The sequence below is a fragment of the Peribacillus sp. 05N428 genome, assembly GCF_056397085.1.
Genome location: NZ_JBFTMS010000008.1, coordinates 15,440 through 30,876, shown reverse-complemented (window position 1 = coordinate 30,876; position 15,437 = coordinate 15,440). Strand labels below are relative to the sequence as shown.

At 40.9% G+C, this 15,437-nt stretch carries 14 protein-coding genes; 11 read left to right on the top strand and 3 right to left on the bottom strand.

Annotated features, from left to right (window positions below):
* The first annotated feature begins 20 nt into the window (after nucleotides 1-20).
* From AC1DIV_RS10135 to AC1DIV_RS10120, 4 genes are all read left to right on the top strand, one after another.
* Nucleotides 21-1,973, top strand: coding sequence for a primary-amine oxidase (locus AC1DIV_RS10135; RefSeq protein ID WP_477576288.1), 1,953 nt, complete (start codon nucleotides 21-23; stop codon nucleotides 1,971-1,973).
* A gap of 48 nt (nucleotides 1,974-2,021) precedes the next feature.
* Nucleotides 2,022-2,597 (top strand): hypothetical protein, encoded by a 576-nt coding sequence (locus tag AC1DIV_RS10130; protein ID WP_477576286.1) that lies wholly within the window; start codon nucleotides 2,022-2,024, stop codon nucleotides 2,595-2,597.
* 182 nt (nucleotides 2,598-2,779) lie between these two features.
* Nucleotides 2,780-3,634 carry a RhaT/GlcU family sugar-proton symporter gene (locus tag AC1DIV_RS10125; protein ID WP_054397517.1) on the top strand — a complete coding sequence of 285 codons (855 nt, stop codon included), beginning with the start codon at nucleotides 2,780-2,782 and terminating at the stop codon, nucleotides 3,632-3,634.
* Nucleotides 3,635-3,649: 15 nt separating this feature from the next.
* Nucleotides 3,650-4,435 (top strand): glucose 1-dehydrogenase, encoded by a 786-nt coding sequence (locus tag AC1DIV_RS10120; protein WP_048689825.1) that lies wholly within the window; start codon nucleotides 3,650-3,652, stop codon nucleotides 4,433-4,435.
* Between the two features lie 77 nt (nucleotides 4,436-4,512).
* Here the strand turns inward: AC1DIV_RS10120 and AC1DIV_RS10115 are convergent, their stop codons facing one another.
* Nucleotides 4,513-5,058, bottom strand: coding sequence for an NADPH-dependent FMN reductase (locus AC1DIV_RS10115; RefSeq protein WP_477576284.1), 546 nt, complete (start codon nucleotides 5,056-5,058; stop codon nucleotides 4,513-4,515).
* Between the two features lie 105 nt (nucleotides 5,059-5,163).
* Entirely contained in the window at nucleotides 5,164-6,129 is a 966-nt protein-coding gene (locus AC1DIV_RS10110; protein WP_323597966.1) for a bile acid:sodium symporter family protein, read from the bottom strand.
* A gap of 324 nt (nucleotides 6,130-6,453) precedes the next feature.
* Between AC1DIV_RS10110 and AC1DIV_RS10105 the strand changes: the two genes are divergently transcribed.
* The 4 genes from AC1DIV_RS10105 (at nucleotide 6,454) to cobT (ending at nucleotide 9,667) form a co-directional block, all read left to right on the top strand.
* On the top strand, nucleotides 6,454-6,870 hold the full coding sequence (locus AC1DIV_RS10105) for an RrF2 family transcriptional regulator (RefSeq protein ID WP_048689820.1): 417 nt from the start codon (nucleotides 6,454-6,456) through the stop codon (nucleotides 6,868-6,870).
* 114 nt (nucleotides 6,871-6,984) lie between these two features.
* Nucleotides 6,985-7,692 carry a nitroreductase family protein gene (locus AC1DIV_RS10100; protein WP_057275637.1) on the top strand — a complete coding sequence of 236 codons (708 nt, stop codon included), beginning with the start codon at nucleotides 6,985-6,987 and terminating at the stop codon, nucleotides 7,690-7,692.
* A 253-nt stretch (nucleotides 7,693-7,945) separates the two neighbouring features.
* The gene (gene lepB / locus AC1DIV_RS10095) at nucleotides 7,946-8,491 is read left to right on the top strand and encodes a signal peptidase I (protein ID WP_053533917.1); all 546 of its coding nucleotides are present in this window, start codon (nucleotides 7,946-7,948) and stop codon (nucleotides 8,489-8,491) included.
* A 129-nt stretch (nucleotides 8,492-8,620) separates the two neighbouring features.
* Entirely contained in the window at nucleotides 8,621-9,667 is a 1,047-nt protein-coding gene (gene cobT / locus AC1DIV_RS10090) for a nicotinate-nucleotide--dimethylbenzimidazole phosphoribosyltransferase (protein ID WP_081088517.1), read from the top strand.
* 86 nt (nucleotides 9,668-9,753) lie between these two features.
* Here cobT and AC1DIV_RS10085 read toward each other — a convergent pair whose 3' ends face one another.
* A complete protein-coding gene (locus tag AC1DIV_RS10085) occupies nucleotides 9,754-11,154 on the bottom strand; it encodes a sigma-54 interaction domain-containing protein (protein WP_445670099.1) in 1,401 nt (466 codons plus the stop codon).
* Between the two features lie 269 nt (nucleotides 11,155-11,423).
* Between AC1DIV_RS10085 and AC1DIV_RS10080 the strand changes: the two genes are divergently transcribed.
* The 3 genes from AC1DIV_RS10080 to AC1DIV_RS10070 all read left to right on the top strand — a co-directional run bounded on the left by AC1DIV_RS10080 (nucleotide 11,424) and on the right by AC1DIV_RS10070 (nucleotide 15,282).
* Entirely contained in the window at nucleotides 11,424-13,097 is a 1,674-nt protein-coding gene (locus tag AC1DIV_RS10080; RefSeq protein ID WP_477576282.1) for an alpha-keto acid decarboxylase family protein, read from the top strand.
* 1,139 nt (nucleotides 13,098-14,236) lie between these two features.
* Nucleotides 14,237-14,440 (top strand): hypothetical protein, encoded by a 204-nt coding sequence (locus AC1DIV_RS10075; protein ID WP_340874742.1) that lies wholly within the window; start codon nucleotides 14,237-14,239, stop codon nucleotides 14,438-14,440.
* A gap of 431 nt (nucleotides 14,441-14,871) precedes the next feature.
* Nucleotides 14,872-15,282 (top strand): hypothetical protein, encoded by a 411-nt coding sequence (locus tag AC1DIV_RS10070; protein ID WP_340874744.1) that lies wholly within the window; start codon nucleotides 14,872-14,874, stop codon nucleotides 15,280-15,282.
* Nucleotides 15,283-15,437: the final 155 nt, after the last annotated feature.

Here is a 15,437-nt window from a genome sequence, read left to right as displayed (position 1 = left end):
CCTATAAGGGAGAGGTTAAGATGGAAAAAACATCTAGCATGAAAGTAACGAGGGAAAATCACCCGCTTGATCCATTAACGGCAGAAGAACTTAAACTTACGGTCCAAATTTTAAAACGTGATAAAGGATTGGATGACCATTACCGCTTCGCTAACATCAGCTTACTGGAACCTGCAAAATCCATTGTTCTGGATTATCGTGTTGAAGAACAAATCAATAGGGAAGCATTCTGTATCATTCTTCATAATAAAGAGGGAAAAACATATGAGGCTGTAGTTTCCTTAACGAATGGCAGCATAACGTCATGGAAACTGATTCCTGGAGTGCAGCCATCCATAATGGCTGATGAATTCATGGAGTGTCAGGAAGTCGTGAAAAGCCACCCTGAGATGATAAAAGCCTTTGCCAAAAGGGGGCTTACGAATATGGACAATATCATGGTCGATCCATGGTCAGCAGGGAATTTTGGAATTGAAGAGGAAGTGGATGTACGAATCGTCAGGGCTTTATGTTATTACCGTACATCATTATATGATAATGGGTATGCACGTCCCATTTCAGGAATATATGTCCTTGTCGATTTAAATAAGATGGAAGTCATCAAGATTGTGGATAAAGGTGTCATACCATTTCCGCCGCTTGATGGAAATTATACACCCGATCAAGTAGGTAACATGAGGCAGGATGTTAAGCCATTGGAAATAGTTCAGCCAAAAGGACCCAGTTTCACGACGGAAGGACATGTGATCGATTGGCAAAAATGGAATATCCGCTTTGGCTTCAACTCCCGTGAGGGTCTTGTCCTTCATACGGTCAGTTACAATGATGATGGAGTGCAGCGGCCAATCCTGTATAGAGCTTCTTTATCCGAGATGGTGGTGCCTTATGGTGATCCGACTGATCCGGTTAACAGGAACAATGCTTTTGATGCAGGGGAATACGGCATTGGCATGTTGGCGAATTCACTTGAACTTGGTTGTGACTGCCTAGGTGAGATCAAGTACTTTGACGCGAATCTGGTGGATAGTAAAGGGAATGTAATTCAAATTAAAAATGCAATTTGTCTGCATGAAGAAGATTTTGGAATTGGGTGGAAACATACGGATTGGAGGACAGGTCATGTTGAAGTCCGCCGTTCTAGAAGATTGGTCTTATCGAGCATTTCGACAGTTGGAAATTACGAATACGGATTTTATTGGTATTTCTTTCAGGATGGGACGATACAGTTTGAAGTGAAATTGACAGGCATATTGCATACACAAGCCATCGAACCTAATCGGAAGCACCCGCATGGCAATTTGGTCGCACCTCAATTATTTGCTGCACATCACCAGCATTTCTTTAATATGAGGCTTGATATGATGATTGATGGAATGAATAATTCAGTTTATGAAGTCAATACAAAATGCATGGAAAAGGGACCGGACAACCCATATGGAAATGGTTTCTATCCGGTTTCGACTTTGCTTAAAAATGAATCCGAGGCTGTCCGGGACCTTGATTTACGTACTGCGCGCTTCTGGAAGATCGTCAATCCCGCAAAAACGAATATATTGGGGGAACCTGTTGGTTATAAATTGTTTGCTGGGGAGAATTGTTTCCCGTTCGCCCATGATGATTCGCCTTTATTAAAACGGGCTGGATTTTTAAAACACCATTTTTGGGTGACGCCATTCGATCCTGAAGAACAGTTTGCTTCAGGGCGATACCCTAACCAACATGCGGGGGGAGAAGGATTGGAAGATTGGGTTAAAGCCGATCGCTCCATTGAAAATGAAGATGTTGTGGTCTGGTATAACATGGGACACCATCATATAACACGACCCGAAGATTGGCCAGTCATGCCGACCGCTTATATTAGCTTCATTTTAAAACCGACGGGCTTTTTCAATCGGAATCCAGCTCTTGACGTGCCTCCATCAAAATCAAAGAATTCAGCTTGCCAGATGGACGGTCATTCTTCCTGTCATTAAAATCAGTCGTTTCACTAACTATTGCTCGAAAAGGGGGAAACGAATCGAATGCTGCTGCTGACCAGTTTTATGATAGTCATGGCTTATACAATTTACTTTTCTAAAAAAGCCCATCTGAAAAAAGATCATATTGGTGTTGGCCTTGGTAAATGCATGGTCATGATGTTAAGCATGACGACAAGTTTAACCTTAAGTTTAATGCTGTCATTCCTGATGCCCGGCAAGCTGGCGGTTTTAACCGTTCTAGCCATCGCAATATGTGCAGTGGCAGGTTTCATCATCGGAAGGCCATTCGGTTTAACAGCGGTTATGGAGTCTCTGTCAACAACTCTGATGGGGGCAATGATGGGAGCCATGCTTGGGGTCATGCTGCCTCTTGATTCACAAACTTTCATGCTCGTTTCGATGGATCTGATTTACCTTTGCAGTATATTCATTGTGACTTTTTATATAAAAAGAGCGGGTGTAAAAGAGACAAAAAGTGGGAGGGGGTTTACTCCTTTCTTTCTGACCCTCTTGTTCTCCATCATCATAATCGGAACGTCTGCCGTTTGGGAACGTGATTATTTCAAGGTTGGTGGAGATTCGGAAATGGACATGCAACATCATCAACATGGCGGGTAGCTGCTGCAAGAATATCAATATTATCCAAAAGGGCTGCAGCGGCAGCCCTTTTTGTGTTGAACACTTTTTTTGGAAAGCACTTCATAAAATTACCAAGGGTCATTTCAAATAATGCGAACATATTAAAAGAATACAATGAAATATCCTGCTTAGTTTTGTACTTACATATATGGGGGTTGAAAATGGATATATTATTAGCTCTCTTGCCGGCATTATTCTGGGGAAGCATCGTTTTATTTAATGTGAAACTCGGGGGTGGACCCTATAGTCAAACACTAGGTACAACGATTGGCGCCTTGATTTTTTCAATTGGTGTTTATATTTTTGCCGATATTAAGCTGTCACTTTTGGTGTTTGGAGTCGGAGTCGTATCTGGATTGTTTTGGGCCGTTGGACAAGCTAATCAGCTTAAGAGCATTGATTTAATGGGAGTTTCTAAAACAATGCCGATATCAACAGGATTGCAGCTCATTTCAACCACTTTATTCGGTGTCATAGTTTTTAACGAATGGTCTACAATGAAAGCGATTATTTTAGGCGTTTTGGCATTGATCTTCATTATTATAGGAATCGTCTTGACCTCCTTGGAAGATAAAGAATCGAAAGAGGGCAAGTCGGGAAACTTGAAGAAAGGAATTGTTATTCTCCTCATCTCGACATTCGGTTATTTGGTTTATGTGGTCGTGGCCCGTCTTTTTGATGTTGACGGGTGGTCAGCGTTGTTCCCTCAAGCGATCGGGATGGTGATAGGCGGTCTGTTATTGACTTTTAAGCATAAACCGTTTAACAAATATACGATTCGCAATATCATTCCGGGATTGATATGGGCTGCAGGGAACATGTTTTTATTCATTTCCCAGCCACGTGTGGGAGTGGCCACTAGTTTTTCACTTTCGCAGATGGGCATAGTCATTTCAACTCTTGGCGGGATCTTCATTTTACGTGAAAAGAAAACGAAGCGCCAACTAATTGGAATCGTAATTGGGATTATCTTGATCATCATAGCTGGGATTATGCTGGGATTGGCAAAAAGTTAATTGGAGGGTGATTACATGTATACAGATTTAGAAGGTAAGGTTGTTGTTATTACCGGATCATCCACTGGTTTAGGAAAAGCGATGGCCATTCGCTTTGCTAAGGAAAAGGCAAAGGTCGTGGTTAATTATCGCACTAAATCAGAGGAAGCGGATAGTGTAATGGAAGAAATCAAAACAAATGGCGGGGAAGCCATTGCAGTAAAAGGCGATGTCACCGTTGAAGAAGATGTTATTAACCTTGTTCAATCAGCGATAAAGAATTTCGGGAAACTCGATATATTCATCAATAATGCAGGGATTGAAAATCCGGTACCATCTCACGAGATGCCGTTAAGCGACTGGAATAGGGTAATCGATACTAACTTAACGGGGAATTTCTTAGGCTGCCGCGAAGCTATCAAGTATTTTGTCGAGAACGATATTAAAGGGAATGTAATTAACATGTCCAGTGTACATGAGATGATTCCCTGGCCTTTATTCGTTCACTATGCAGCTAGCAAGGGCGGGGTGAAGCTGCTTACGGAAACCCTGGCTCTTGAATATGCACCAAAAGGGATCCGCGTGAACAGCATTGGTCCCGGAGCCATCGCCACGCCAATAAATGCCGACAAGCTTGAAGATCCCGAAAAGAAAAAGGACCTTGAAAGCATGATTCCGATGGGGTATATCGGAAAGCCTGAAGAAATTGCCGCGGTTGCTGCATGGCTGGCATCTTCAGAGTCCAGCTATGTAACGGGCATCACTCTATTCGCTGACGGAGGAATGACAAAATACCCTTCATTCCAAGCGGGTAGAGGATGAGTTTTGATTAATTCCTCTTATATGATGCAACAAGAATCCCAGCAGGATCAAGCCTGCTGGGATTCTTGTGTAAAGCATTAACGAGTATGATGATTATACCAGCTAATGAAATTATCGACGACCGTATCGATAAACTGGACAGTCGACTCATGTAAAAGGCTGCCTTCGTTATCGATTTTGTCATGCACTGCACCAACATATACTTCATTCCCAGGAAGGAGTGGGGAGGAGATACCTATTGCGAATAAGATTTCACGCAAATGCAATTGAGCTTTTACCGTCCCTAATTGCCCCATTGACGCACCCATGATCCATGATGGTTTGCCGATCAAGACTTTATCGACACGTGATAACCAATCAATAGCATTGCCCAATACACCTGGAATCGTCCCGTTGTATTCAGGTGTTACCCACAAGACTGCATCTGCTTCGGCCACTTTGCTTTTAAATTCTTTTACAACCAATGGAGGATCATTTTCAATATCTTGATCATAAAAAGGTAAATCCCGAATGTTCAAGATTTCGAGATCAAATCGATCTTGATATCTAGTTTGAATATATTTGGCAAGCTTAAGGTTGTATGACTCTTTACGGATACTTCCCACTATGGCAACAACTTTCATCTCCAATACCTCCAATGATTTTATAATGGATAATCATGTAAATGTTCCACTTACCTATTATAATAGGAATGTAATTGAAAGGGAAAAAGGATGCTTGGAAAATAATCATTCGGCGGATGGCTCTTCAATCACACCACGATGAAAATGCTTTTCCATGACATAGCCAAAAAAGGATGCAAGCATTTGTTGAAACAGCATGCCAAGTACAACGGGTACCGCAACGGCAGCAGGGAAATAGGTGGTTGCAAGAACGGCTCCAGCACTGATGTTTCGCATACCGCCTGTAAATGTCAAGGTGATGATATCCGCCTTTTGCCATCTTAAACATGCACCGACCATCCAAGAAAGGGCATAACCTGAAGCGGCTATGAACAAAACCAAGAAGGCCATGATCATTATTTTCTTATCGAAATGGGTTAAGTAAGGCGCAATTTTTGAACTGTTCAATATGACTACGATTCCAACGCTTATCTTGGAGAATGGAGCTAATCGGGGAGATAGTGTATTTTGTATCTTTCCTTTTGTAGCCTGATTCAAGAACATGGCAAGCAAGGAGGGAAGAACGACCATTCCGATTAATCCTTTCACTATCGACCCCAAATCCATTTCGATCGAACCGCCTCCGAAAAGGGAAATACTGTATGGGACGATGAATGGCGAGAGTAGGGTGTCGATTAAGATGATGGTTAGGGCAAGTATGGCATTACCCTTATAAATGGATACCCAGATCATACTGGTGACACCGGTTGGAATCACTACAGCGAGGACTAGGCCGGTAATTGTGAAAGCATCACCATGAAACACTAAATGACCGAGGCCAAAAGCCCAAATTGGCATAAGCATATGAAGGATGATCAATACGATGAAAACGGGTAAAGGGTGGGTGACTGCCTGTTGCAGGGATTTAAAGTTAGAGCCTAAACTCCCGGAAAATGTAATGAAGGCAAATATCCATGGAACAAGAAAGGTATAATCCATTAGATGTTCGGACAATAATACCCCAATAATCACGCTTATCGGCGTGATGAGAGGCATGACTTTATCGAGTTGTTCATTTATTGTTTTCAGCATCATTCATCCACTTCCTCATCCATTCTATTAAGTAAGTTTACCATATTCCAAAACATATAATTTGTAAGACAAGAATTTTGTCAATTTAATTTTTTGGAAATGGTGAAATGCATTTAATGTAAGACTATATAAAATAGGCCAAGTGGGATGCTAATGTATCCATTCTTTTTGTGTTCTCTATTACTTTCACCGCTATGAAACAAAAAGGGTTGCAAGCTTTCCCTGATGGATGGTTTTATAAGGAGGTTTTTAGGCAGGATTGTTCGATGCAGCGTTGTATATTCAATGAAAAATAGTTTAAAGTAGAGGAGAGAGGTGAAAGAAATGTCAGAAAAGGTTTCCAGTATAATGTGGTTTAGTCTTGCAGTACAAGCCCTGCTTGTTCTTGCTGATCATGATGGATTATGCAATAGTAATAAATTGGCCGTTAAGCTTGATTCGGAGTCAGGTTTTCTTAGAAAAATATTAAGTAATTTAGTGAAGGCAGGGCTGATTCAAGCGAAGGAAGGAAGAGATGGGGGATATTCACTTGCCAAAAATCCCGAACAAATCATTCTTGCAGATATATACTCTGCAATTAAATCCGAACCTTTTTCAAAAGGCTTTCTTGATGTGAATGCTAAAAAATGCTTTCAACCATCTTCCCGCGAAGCTTTATGCGGCTTGAAAAACGAGATGGAGAGCTGGATTATACAAGGCTTGGAACAAAAGACGATTGCTGATTTACTATCAAAATCTTAATGTGAAAAACGAAACTGACAAGGTTTCGTTTTTCTTAAACTGTATTTGACAAAAGAACAGTATGCGTTATATACTGTTCCTGTAATAATTACAGTTAAATGGAGGTCATTATCAATGACAAAAAATATAATGAGTAAAGAAGAGTACCTGAATAAAGCGAAAGAATTGAATGTACCGCTTGAAAAGCCGAAAGTCCTTAATGATACGGATTTCATTACGGTAGCAAAAGAACGGAGATCTGTTCGCCAGTACGATGCTGAATACGTGATGACTGAAGAGGAAATTCGTGAAATTCTGGAGATTGCGATTCAAGCGCCTTCTTCTTCCAACTTACAGCCATGGAGATTCCTTGTGATTCAAGATAAGCAAACCCAACAAGAATTGCTACCCATCGCAAATAACCAACAACAAATCGTCGATGCATCTGCTGTCATTGCCGTTTTAGCTGATATAGAAGGTTACAAAAATGCAGAACGGATTTATGGTGAATTAGTCAATAAAGGGATCATGAAGAATGAAATCAAAGAGCCATATGTAGCCTCTATTCTGCATAATTACGGCAACTTTTCCGCTGAGAAGGCTTTAAGCGTAGCCATGATTGACGGTGGCTTGGTTTCCATGCAGATCATGTTGGCTGCAAAAGCAAAAGGATACGATACAGTCCCAATGGGAGGGTTCGATGAAGCCAAATTTGTGGATGCGTTCAATGTACCGGAAAACTTCAAACCTGTCATGTTGATTTCCCTTGGAAAAGGAACTAAAGCAGGCTTTGAAAAAGTCCGTTTGCCACTCGATACTATATTGACTTGGAATAAATTCTGAGGAATAAACTAAGAAAGAGGATAGCTAAAATCGCTATCCTTTTTCTCATGGTTTGAGATTGGCTCTGAAAAATCATTTATTCTCGCGAGCGATAAATGAATGTGTTACAATTTTTCCAGATATTTCTTTGAAATGTCTCCTCTAAAAATCACCGACCGGCAAATTAAGCTAATGAATTCCTTTTGGCGCTGCTAGCCAAAATACAGCAATTATCGTGGGTTTAGCCGTTGACAATGGATGGGAGGGAGTCCGTATGAAGAATATGAAAAGTGAAGTGTTCTCGTGGTTGAAAGCTATCTTATTCGCTTTAATGATCGTGTTCATTTGCCAACAGTTTTTATTTACGCCAGTCACGGTAAAAGGTGAATCAATGGAGCCGACTTATGAAAATGATGACCGGATCGTGGTAGCTAAAATCGGAAAGCCGGAGCGCTTCGATATGGTCGTATTTTATGCTCCGGACGCGGAAGAGAATTATATAAAAAGGGTGATCGGTTTACCAGGGGACAGCGTCGAAATGAAAGATGATGTCTTATATATCAATGGCAAAAAGTATACAGAACCATATTTGAATACAAAAAAAGGAGAAATTCCACCTGAAGAGAATCTGACGGAGAATTTCACCCTAAGTGATTTACTCGGGAAATCCAAGGTACCTGTCGGTCATTTATTTGTCATGGGGGATAATCGAAGGAATAGTTGGGATGGAAGAAGATTTGGTTTTATTTCTGAAAAATCACTTGTGGGCAAAGTGAAATTTCGTATCTACCCTTTAAATGAAATGGGAGTGCCGAAGTAAAAGGATTACAGTGAATTCAAGTGAAAGCCTAGATGATAATGATATGGACTAAGTTGTATTTATAGCAGATGATGGATAAGAACCTTTTCCTATTGGTAAGGTTTTTATTTTGGATTGTGGGGGATTAATATGAAGAATGGTTTATCTGCCATTTCCATCCCGATGCTGGATGAAGAAATGGGACGTCAGGTTAAAGGACATGTCGATTCGCTGACGGTTCCTCAAGGAAGCTTAGGACGGCTTGAAGAATGGATAATTGAACTGGCCAAGATGACAGGGGAGGCATTTCCGGACATTTCGAAACCGGGGGTGATCGTGTTTGCAGCCGACCATGGAATTACGGAAGAAGGGGTTTCTGCGTATCCAAAAGAAGTGACGGAACAAATGGCACTTAATTTCCTGAATGACGGTGCTGCCATCAATGTATTAAGCCGTGCGATAGATGCTTACTTGGACATTGTCGATATAGGGATCGATGCAGATATCGAAGCACCGGGGTTAACTTCCAGAAAAGTCCGTAATGGAACTAGAAACTTTTATAAGGAAGAAGCTATGACAAAGGAAGAAGTAAATCAAGCACTTGACATTGGATATGACCGTGCAGAGAAAATGATTGCCCGTGGTGTGAACTGCCTGATTCTTGGTGAAATGGGAATCGGAAATACGACATCCAGTACCGCCATCATCTCCATCATAAGCGGGAAAAGCGTCGAATCACTAGTGGGGCAGGGAACAGGATTGAAGTCAGAAGGCATTTTACATAAGAGAAGAATAATTGAAGAAGCGATTTCATTAAGAAATCCTAATCCTGATGATCCAATCAACATTTTGATGAATATCGGTGGATTCGAAATTGCAGGTATGGCAGGGGCCATGCTTGCTGCAGCGAATAACCGTATACCCATTCTTGTTGATGGTTTCATTACAACAACGGCTGCTGTATTGGCAAACCTGATTTCCGGACGTGCAGCCGATTATATGTTTGTTGGACATCGATCTGCAGAACCTGGTCATAGAGCGGCCATAGAACTGCTTGGCAAGGAACCGATCCTCGACCTGGGAATGAGAATCGGGGAAGGAACAGGGGCTGCCCTGTCATACCCCATTCTCAAGGCAGCGACATTGGTCATTAAAGAAATGGCAACATTTGAATCTGCTGGCGTGTCAAATAAGTAAGGAAAAGGAGACCTCGATACGCTGGTCTCCTTTTTATACAGGTAAAAAAAGTGGATACTGCATTGAAACATTCTTCCATCCCCCTGTTATTTAATGGGCAGATGATCTTTATATTTCTTCATTTTCCTGACGACGGAAGGCTGGCTGATACCTAAGAATTTAGCCATTTCATAAGTGGACTTGCATTGTTTACTCGCTTTCATCATCATCCATTTTTCGACTTGTTCGAGGGCGGTATTGAGATCACTATCATCAACCATCATATTGTCGATCATTAGGGTATCATCTATTTTCTCCAAAGATTCTTGTCCATGGAAATGGGAGGGGAGAAAGCCTGGGAAAATGATGGAGTCTTCCGAGGTCAAAATGAGCCGTTCAATCAGGTTTTCCAATTCACGCACGTTTCCTGACCATTTATGCTGAATCAGTATTTCGTAAGTGGAAGGGTGCAATTTCTTATCCGACTTGTATTTCTTATTGATGATTTCGAGATTATGATTGATTAAGATGGCAATGTCTTCTTTTCTTTCGCGTAACGGCGGTATTTGGATGGGAATCACATTTAAGCGATAATACAAATCGAGCCTGAATGTTCCCTTCTCCACCATTTCCTCAAGGTTTTGATTGGTTGCCGTCACAAGCCGGAAATCAATCTTATGCTCTTTTTTTCCTCCCACTCTTTTAAAGGTCTTCTCTTGCAGGACATTTAATAACTTCACTTGCATATCGAGGGGAAGCTCCCCGATTTCATCCAGAAATAAGGTTCCGTTATCTGCTTGTTCGATCAGCCCTTGCTTCCCCTGCTTCTGCGCTCCGGTGAAGGATCCCGCTTCATATCCAAACATTTCCGATTCAAAGAGACTTTCTGGGATGGTACTGCAGTTGACTTCGATGAATGGCTCTTTGCTGCGGTAACTCTGATTATGCAGCCGGCGGGCGAATACGCTCTTTCCCACACCGGATTCCCCAAGAAGCATGACTGTCGCATCCGTTTTGGAAACACGGTGTACCGTTTTGGCGATTTGCCGCATTTCCTTGCTGCGATAGATTAACTCCTCCTGTTCCCTTAGTTCCTCGACCTCCGATTGGTATTCTTGAATCTTTTTCTCCAATTGACCGTACTGATCCTGGAGGTTCCTGATTTCAGTTTGATCTTGGGCATAGCTGACGACACGAATCAATTCACCATCATCATCAAAGATGGGATAGGCCGTCGACATGACGATTTTTCCCGTCTTCGTTTGCTGCATGATCTGGATAGGTGTTTTCTCTTTCAATACCATGGCGGAAATCGAAGGTGAAAGGATTCCTTCCGTTTCGAGCTGGTAAACGGACTTTCCAAGGTAATGTTCCGGTTCAATTCCATATATCCACCAATGGTTAGGATTCGTGAATAAAATGAATCCTTTTTCATCGGTCACGGTAATATTATTATTGGATGTGTTGATAATGCATTCCAAAACTCTTTTGACGTTGTTATCACTCATCATTTTCCCCCTTATCCACTGTGCCGGTGATTCAAATATAAATCAAAAACAGAAGCGAAATCAAGAATTTTCAGATATTTTGATTTGGAATTGAATCATTTTTTATAAGAATCATGCCTGGGATAGTCTCACTCATTTCATTTATCAAAGCTAAAACTAGAGTAATAGAGACGCCACCCACATTAAAGTAGATGGATACTTATACGGTTAACCTACTTATGTTTGGGTATAAATAAAGTAGAGAGTAATCGATTGAAGGAGTGATTGACTTGGCTGAAAACACAACCTTGGGACAATATTTATACGACTGCTTAAAAGCAGAAGGCATTACAGAGATTTTTGGTGTGCCCGGAGACTATAATTTCTCATTGCTAGATACTTTGGAAGATTACGATGGGATTGAGTTTATTAATGGACGAAATGAACTCAATGCTGGATACGCAGCGGACGCATATGCCCGGGTGAAGGGCATGTCGGCACTGATAACCACCTTTGGTGTCGGTGAAATGAGCGCATGTAATGCAATCGCTGGAGCGTACAGTGAAAATGTGCCGCTCATCCATATTGTCGGCTCGCCAAAGACCATGATGCAGCAGGAAAAGGAGCTTGCCCACCATACGTTAATGGATGGAGATTTTGATGTTTTCCGTAAGGTTTATGAGCATATTACCGGTTATACAGCAATACTTACACCAGAAAACGCAGCTAGGGAGATACCGGCTACAATCAAAATCGCGAAAGAAAAGAAAAAGCCCGTTTATTTGGTGGTGGCTATCGATCTCGTTGAAAAACCATTGCTTTCTCACGGTAAGACATCAGAAAACATGACCAAAACGAATGTCGATGCTTTGCAGTCAGCAGTGAAGCATATAAAAGGCATGTTAGAACATGTAAATAAAGCCGTTCTGCTTGTCGACGTGAAAACACTTCGTTATAACTTGCAGAAACCCGTACTGCAGCTCGCTGAGAGGTTAAATGTTCCAGTTGCTTCATTGATGCAGGGGAAAAGCGGGTTTGATGAGAGTCATCCCCAGTATATTGGTGTATACGGCGGAGCTTTCGGAAGTAAGGATGTAACTGAGACTGTTGAAGAAGCGGATTTGATCATAGCCGTTGGTGCTGTTTGGTCAGACGTCAATACTTCCAAAGGTACAGCAAAGCTTAACCCGTTGAAAATGGTGGAAATACAGCCTGACACATTAAAAGTGGGGGAAGCCAGTTATATGAATGTCAAGGCGGAGGAAATACTAAATGCGCTCCAGGACATTGGCTACCGTCAGAACGAATCTGTCGGAAACATCTCGTTTCCGTATGACACAATGGTGGAAGACCCGTCAGCACCACTGAAAGCGACTTCCTATTATCCTCGAATTCAGCAAATGTTGAAGGAAAATGATATTGTGGTCACGGAAACAGGAACATTCTCTTATGGCATGTCACAGGTCAGATTGCCGAAAGGGGCGACCTACATAGCCCAGGGAGGCTGGCAAAGCATTGGTTATGCGACGCCCGCAGCTTTCGGTGCTTGTATAGCGGATAGAAACCGGCGTGTTCTTTTGTTTACCGGGGACGGATCGATACAGCTGACAGCACAGGAAATAAGCTCGATGCTGGAAAACGGGTGTAAGCCCATCGTGTTTATCCTCAACAATAACGGCTATACGATAGAAAAATTCTTAAACGTAAAAGTCGATATAGAAAAACAGAAATACAACGAGATACCAGAGTGGAATTATACAAAACTGGCTGAAGCATTTGGTCAAGAGGCATTCACAGCAAGAGTCGAGACGAATGGTGAACTGGATGAAGCCATTACAAATGCCCAAGATATGAACGCCGATAAACTTTGCCTTATAGAACTGGTCGTGAAAGATCAAATGGATGCACCGGATTATTTGAAAAAAATAAGGCAGTACCTTGAAGAGCAAGAGAAACTAAAGTAATTCCATGTTCGAATGCACTCAACCCTGATTAAACACTAGAATGTTTATGAAACCTCACTAGATTGAAGAATTATGAAATACTCCGCCGAATAACTGGTAGCCGAGACACCACAGGCGCTTGCTTTGAGGTGGCTTGGCAGAAAGCCGGCGGAAAGGAAGCGGATTTCTGGAATCGACTGAAATGTAATTTAAGAAAAAAGCGTAGTCTAGGCTCATCCCGAACAAAGTTTAAGACGAGGTGATCCTTGAGTTTTTTTACATTAATCCTTAAAGGATGGAAGAAATTTGCGACCACTCCTGCCGAGTAACTGGCTAGCCGAGACACCACAGGCGCTTGCTTTGAGGTAGCTTGGCAGACAGCCGGCGGAAAGGGAGCGGATTACTGGAATCGACTGAAATGTAATTTAAGAAAAAACCGTAGTCTAGGCTCATCCCGAACAAAGTTTAAGACGAGTTGATTCTTGAGGTTTTTTTACATTAATCCTTAAAGGATGGAAGAAATTTGCGACACTCCTGCCGAGTAACTGGCTAGCCGAGACCCCGGAGACGTTTACGTCGAGGAGGCTTGGCAGACAGTCGGCGGAAAGGGAGCGGATTTCTGGAATCGACTGAAATGTAATTTTAAAAAAAACGTAGGCTGGACACATCCGAACCAATTTAAGACGAGGTGATCCTTGCTGTTTTTTTACAGTAATTCATAAAGGATGGAAGAAATTTGCGACACTCCTGCCGAGTAACTGGCTAGCCGAGACACCACAGGCGCTTGCTTTGAGGAGGCTTGGCAGACAGTCGGCGTTAAAGGGAGCTGATTTCTGAAAGCGCCTGGAACGTTTTTGAAAGAAAAAAGCTCAGGCAAACTTACTCTTCTTATTAGTATACTTTCTGAAAAGGTCTTCTGTGATGAAGGCCTTTTTTTGTTGGAAATAATGTACTTACTTAGATCTGCACGGCCAAATCAAGGACAATAATGCAAGTTGAAAAACTGAACAGGATATATCCAAAAAGACAATACCAATATTGGTAACTGTCATTTCAAAATTGAAACCAAGAATTTTTAAACTAAGAGTATTATGAAGATATCATGAAGTAATAGGAAAAATATTCTTATCGCAATTTCTGTAGAGAAGGAGATCCAAACAATGCGTAAAAATGTATCATTAGCGCGGTTAATAGAGTTTAATAAAGAAAATCTCAATAATAATCAGATGTTCATAGATCTTATAGAAGAAAAAGTCCATAGAAAGCAAGTTGAAATGCAGGAAAGGCATCTAACTAAACAGGCAGGTGAGGGAAATGTTATTAAGAAAGGCTTGGTTATTACAACAAACGATTACCTATCATAGAAAAAAGAAGGATGAAATAGGCCAACGAAAGGAATTATCAAGCTTTGAAGGAGTCCGTATCAGTAATCAACTGAATTATGCGATTGTGGAAATGCAAAGGTTAATGCTCCAGGTATGAGGAAAGAGAGGATAATGTAGTAAATACAATCGGACGGATCTTCGGAGCCCCAATACAATCCGAGAATTCGTATTAACGCTTCCAGGATTCTCTTAATATGAAACGCTTCGACGATGAAATACATAAATAAAAACCTAAGTAACCAAATCAATTTCTTTGCGCTTTGTCAGCATTTACTCGATTAATCAGAGCACGAAGGCATTCCCTTTAACTTTATCGACTGTATAATCGAAAAAAAATAGTATGAATTAGCTAAACGAAAACGATGAGTTTAATAATTATACATAAAATTAAAATATTGGGGGATAATGAGATGATAAAAAAATTTTATAAGAGTACATTTGTTTTAATTTTAGTATTTAGTATAATTACACCAGTGTTTCCCAATAAAACTGCAGAAGCTTGTTATCCGGCATATCAATGTATGTCTAAACCAATTTTGCCAACAAATTACAAATTGTATTTTAGTAATAAGAATAGATCAAAAGGATTATTAGTCGGTTCATTAGCAATAGGAGCTGCTGGTTTGATTCCTGGAATGAGTGTTACATCATTTTTAGCTGGATCTGCATTTGGAATAAAGGAATATTCAAAGGGCTATATGTCATACAAGGTATATATCAAAAGAAGTTCAAAATCTAATAAAAAAGGACAACTTAAATTTGTATATTATAAAGAGAAGAATTTTAAGGGGGCAACTAAAACTACCTATTCAGATTTTTAAAATTGAAAAGAGGTGTTGATAATGAGTAAGTATTGGTCTTATAAAATCTTTTTAACTGGTGTGTTTATTATTGCTACTATTATCTTTTACAAATTCGGGTTTACTAGTGAAGGTTTAGTTTACTTTGTATTTTTTGCAATACTTTTAAGTGTTTT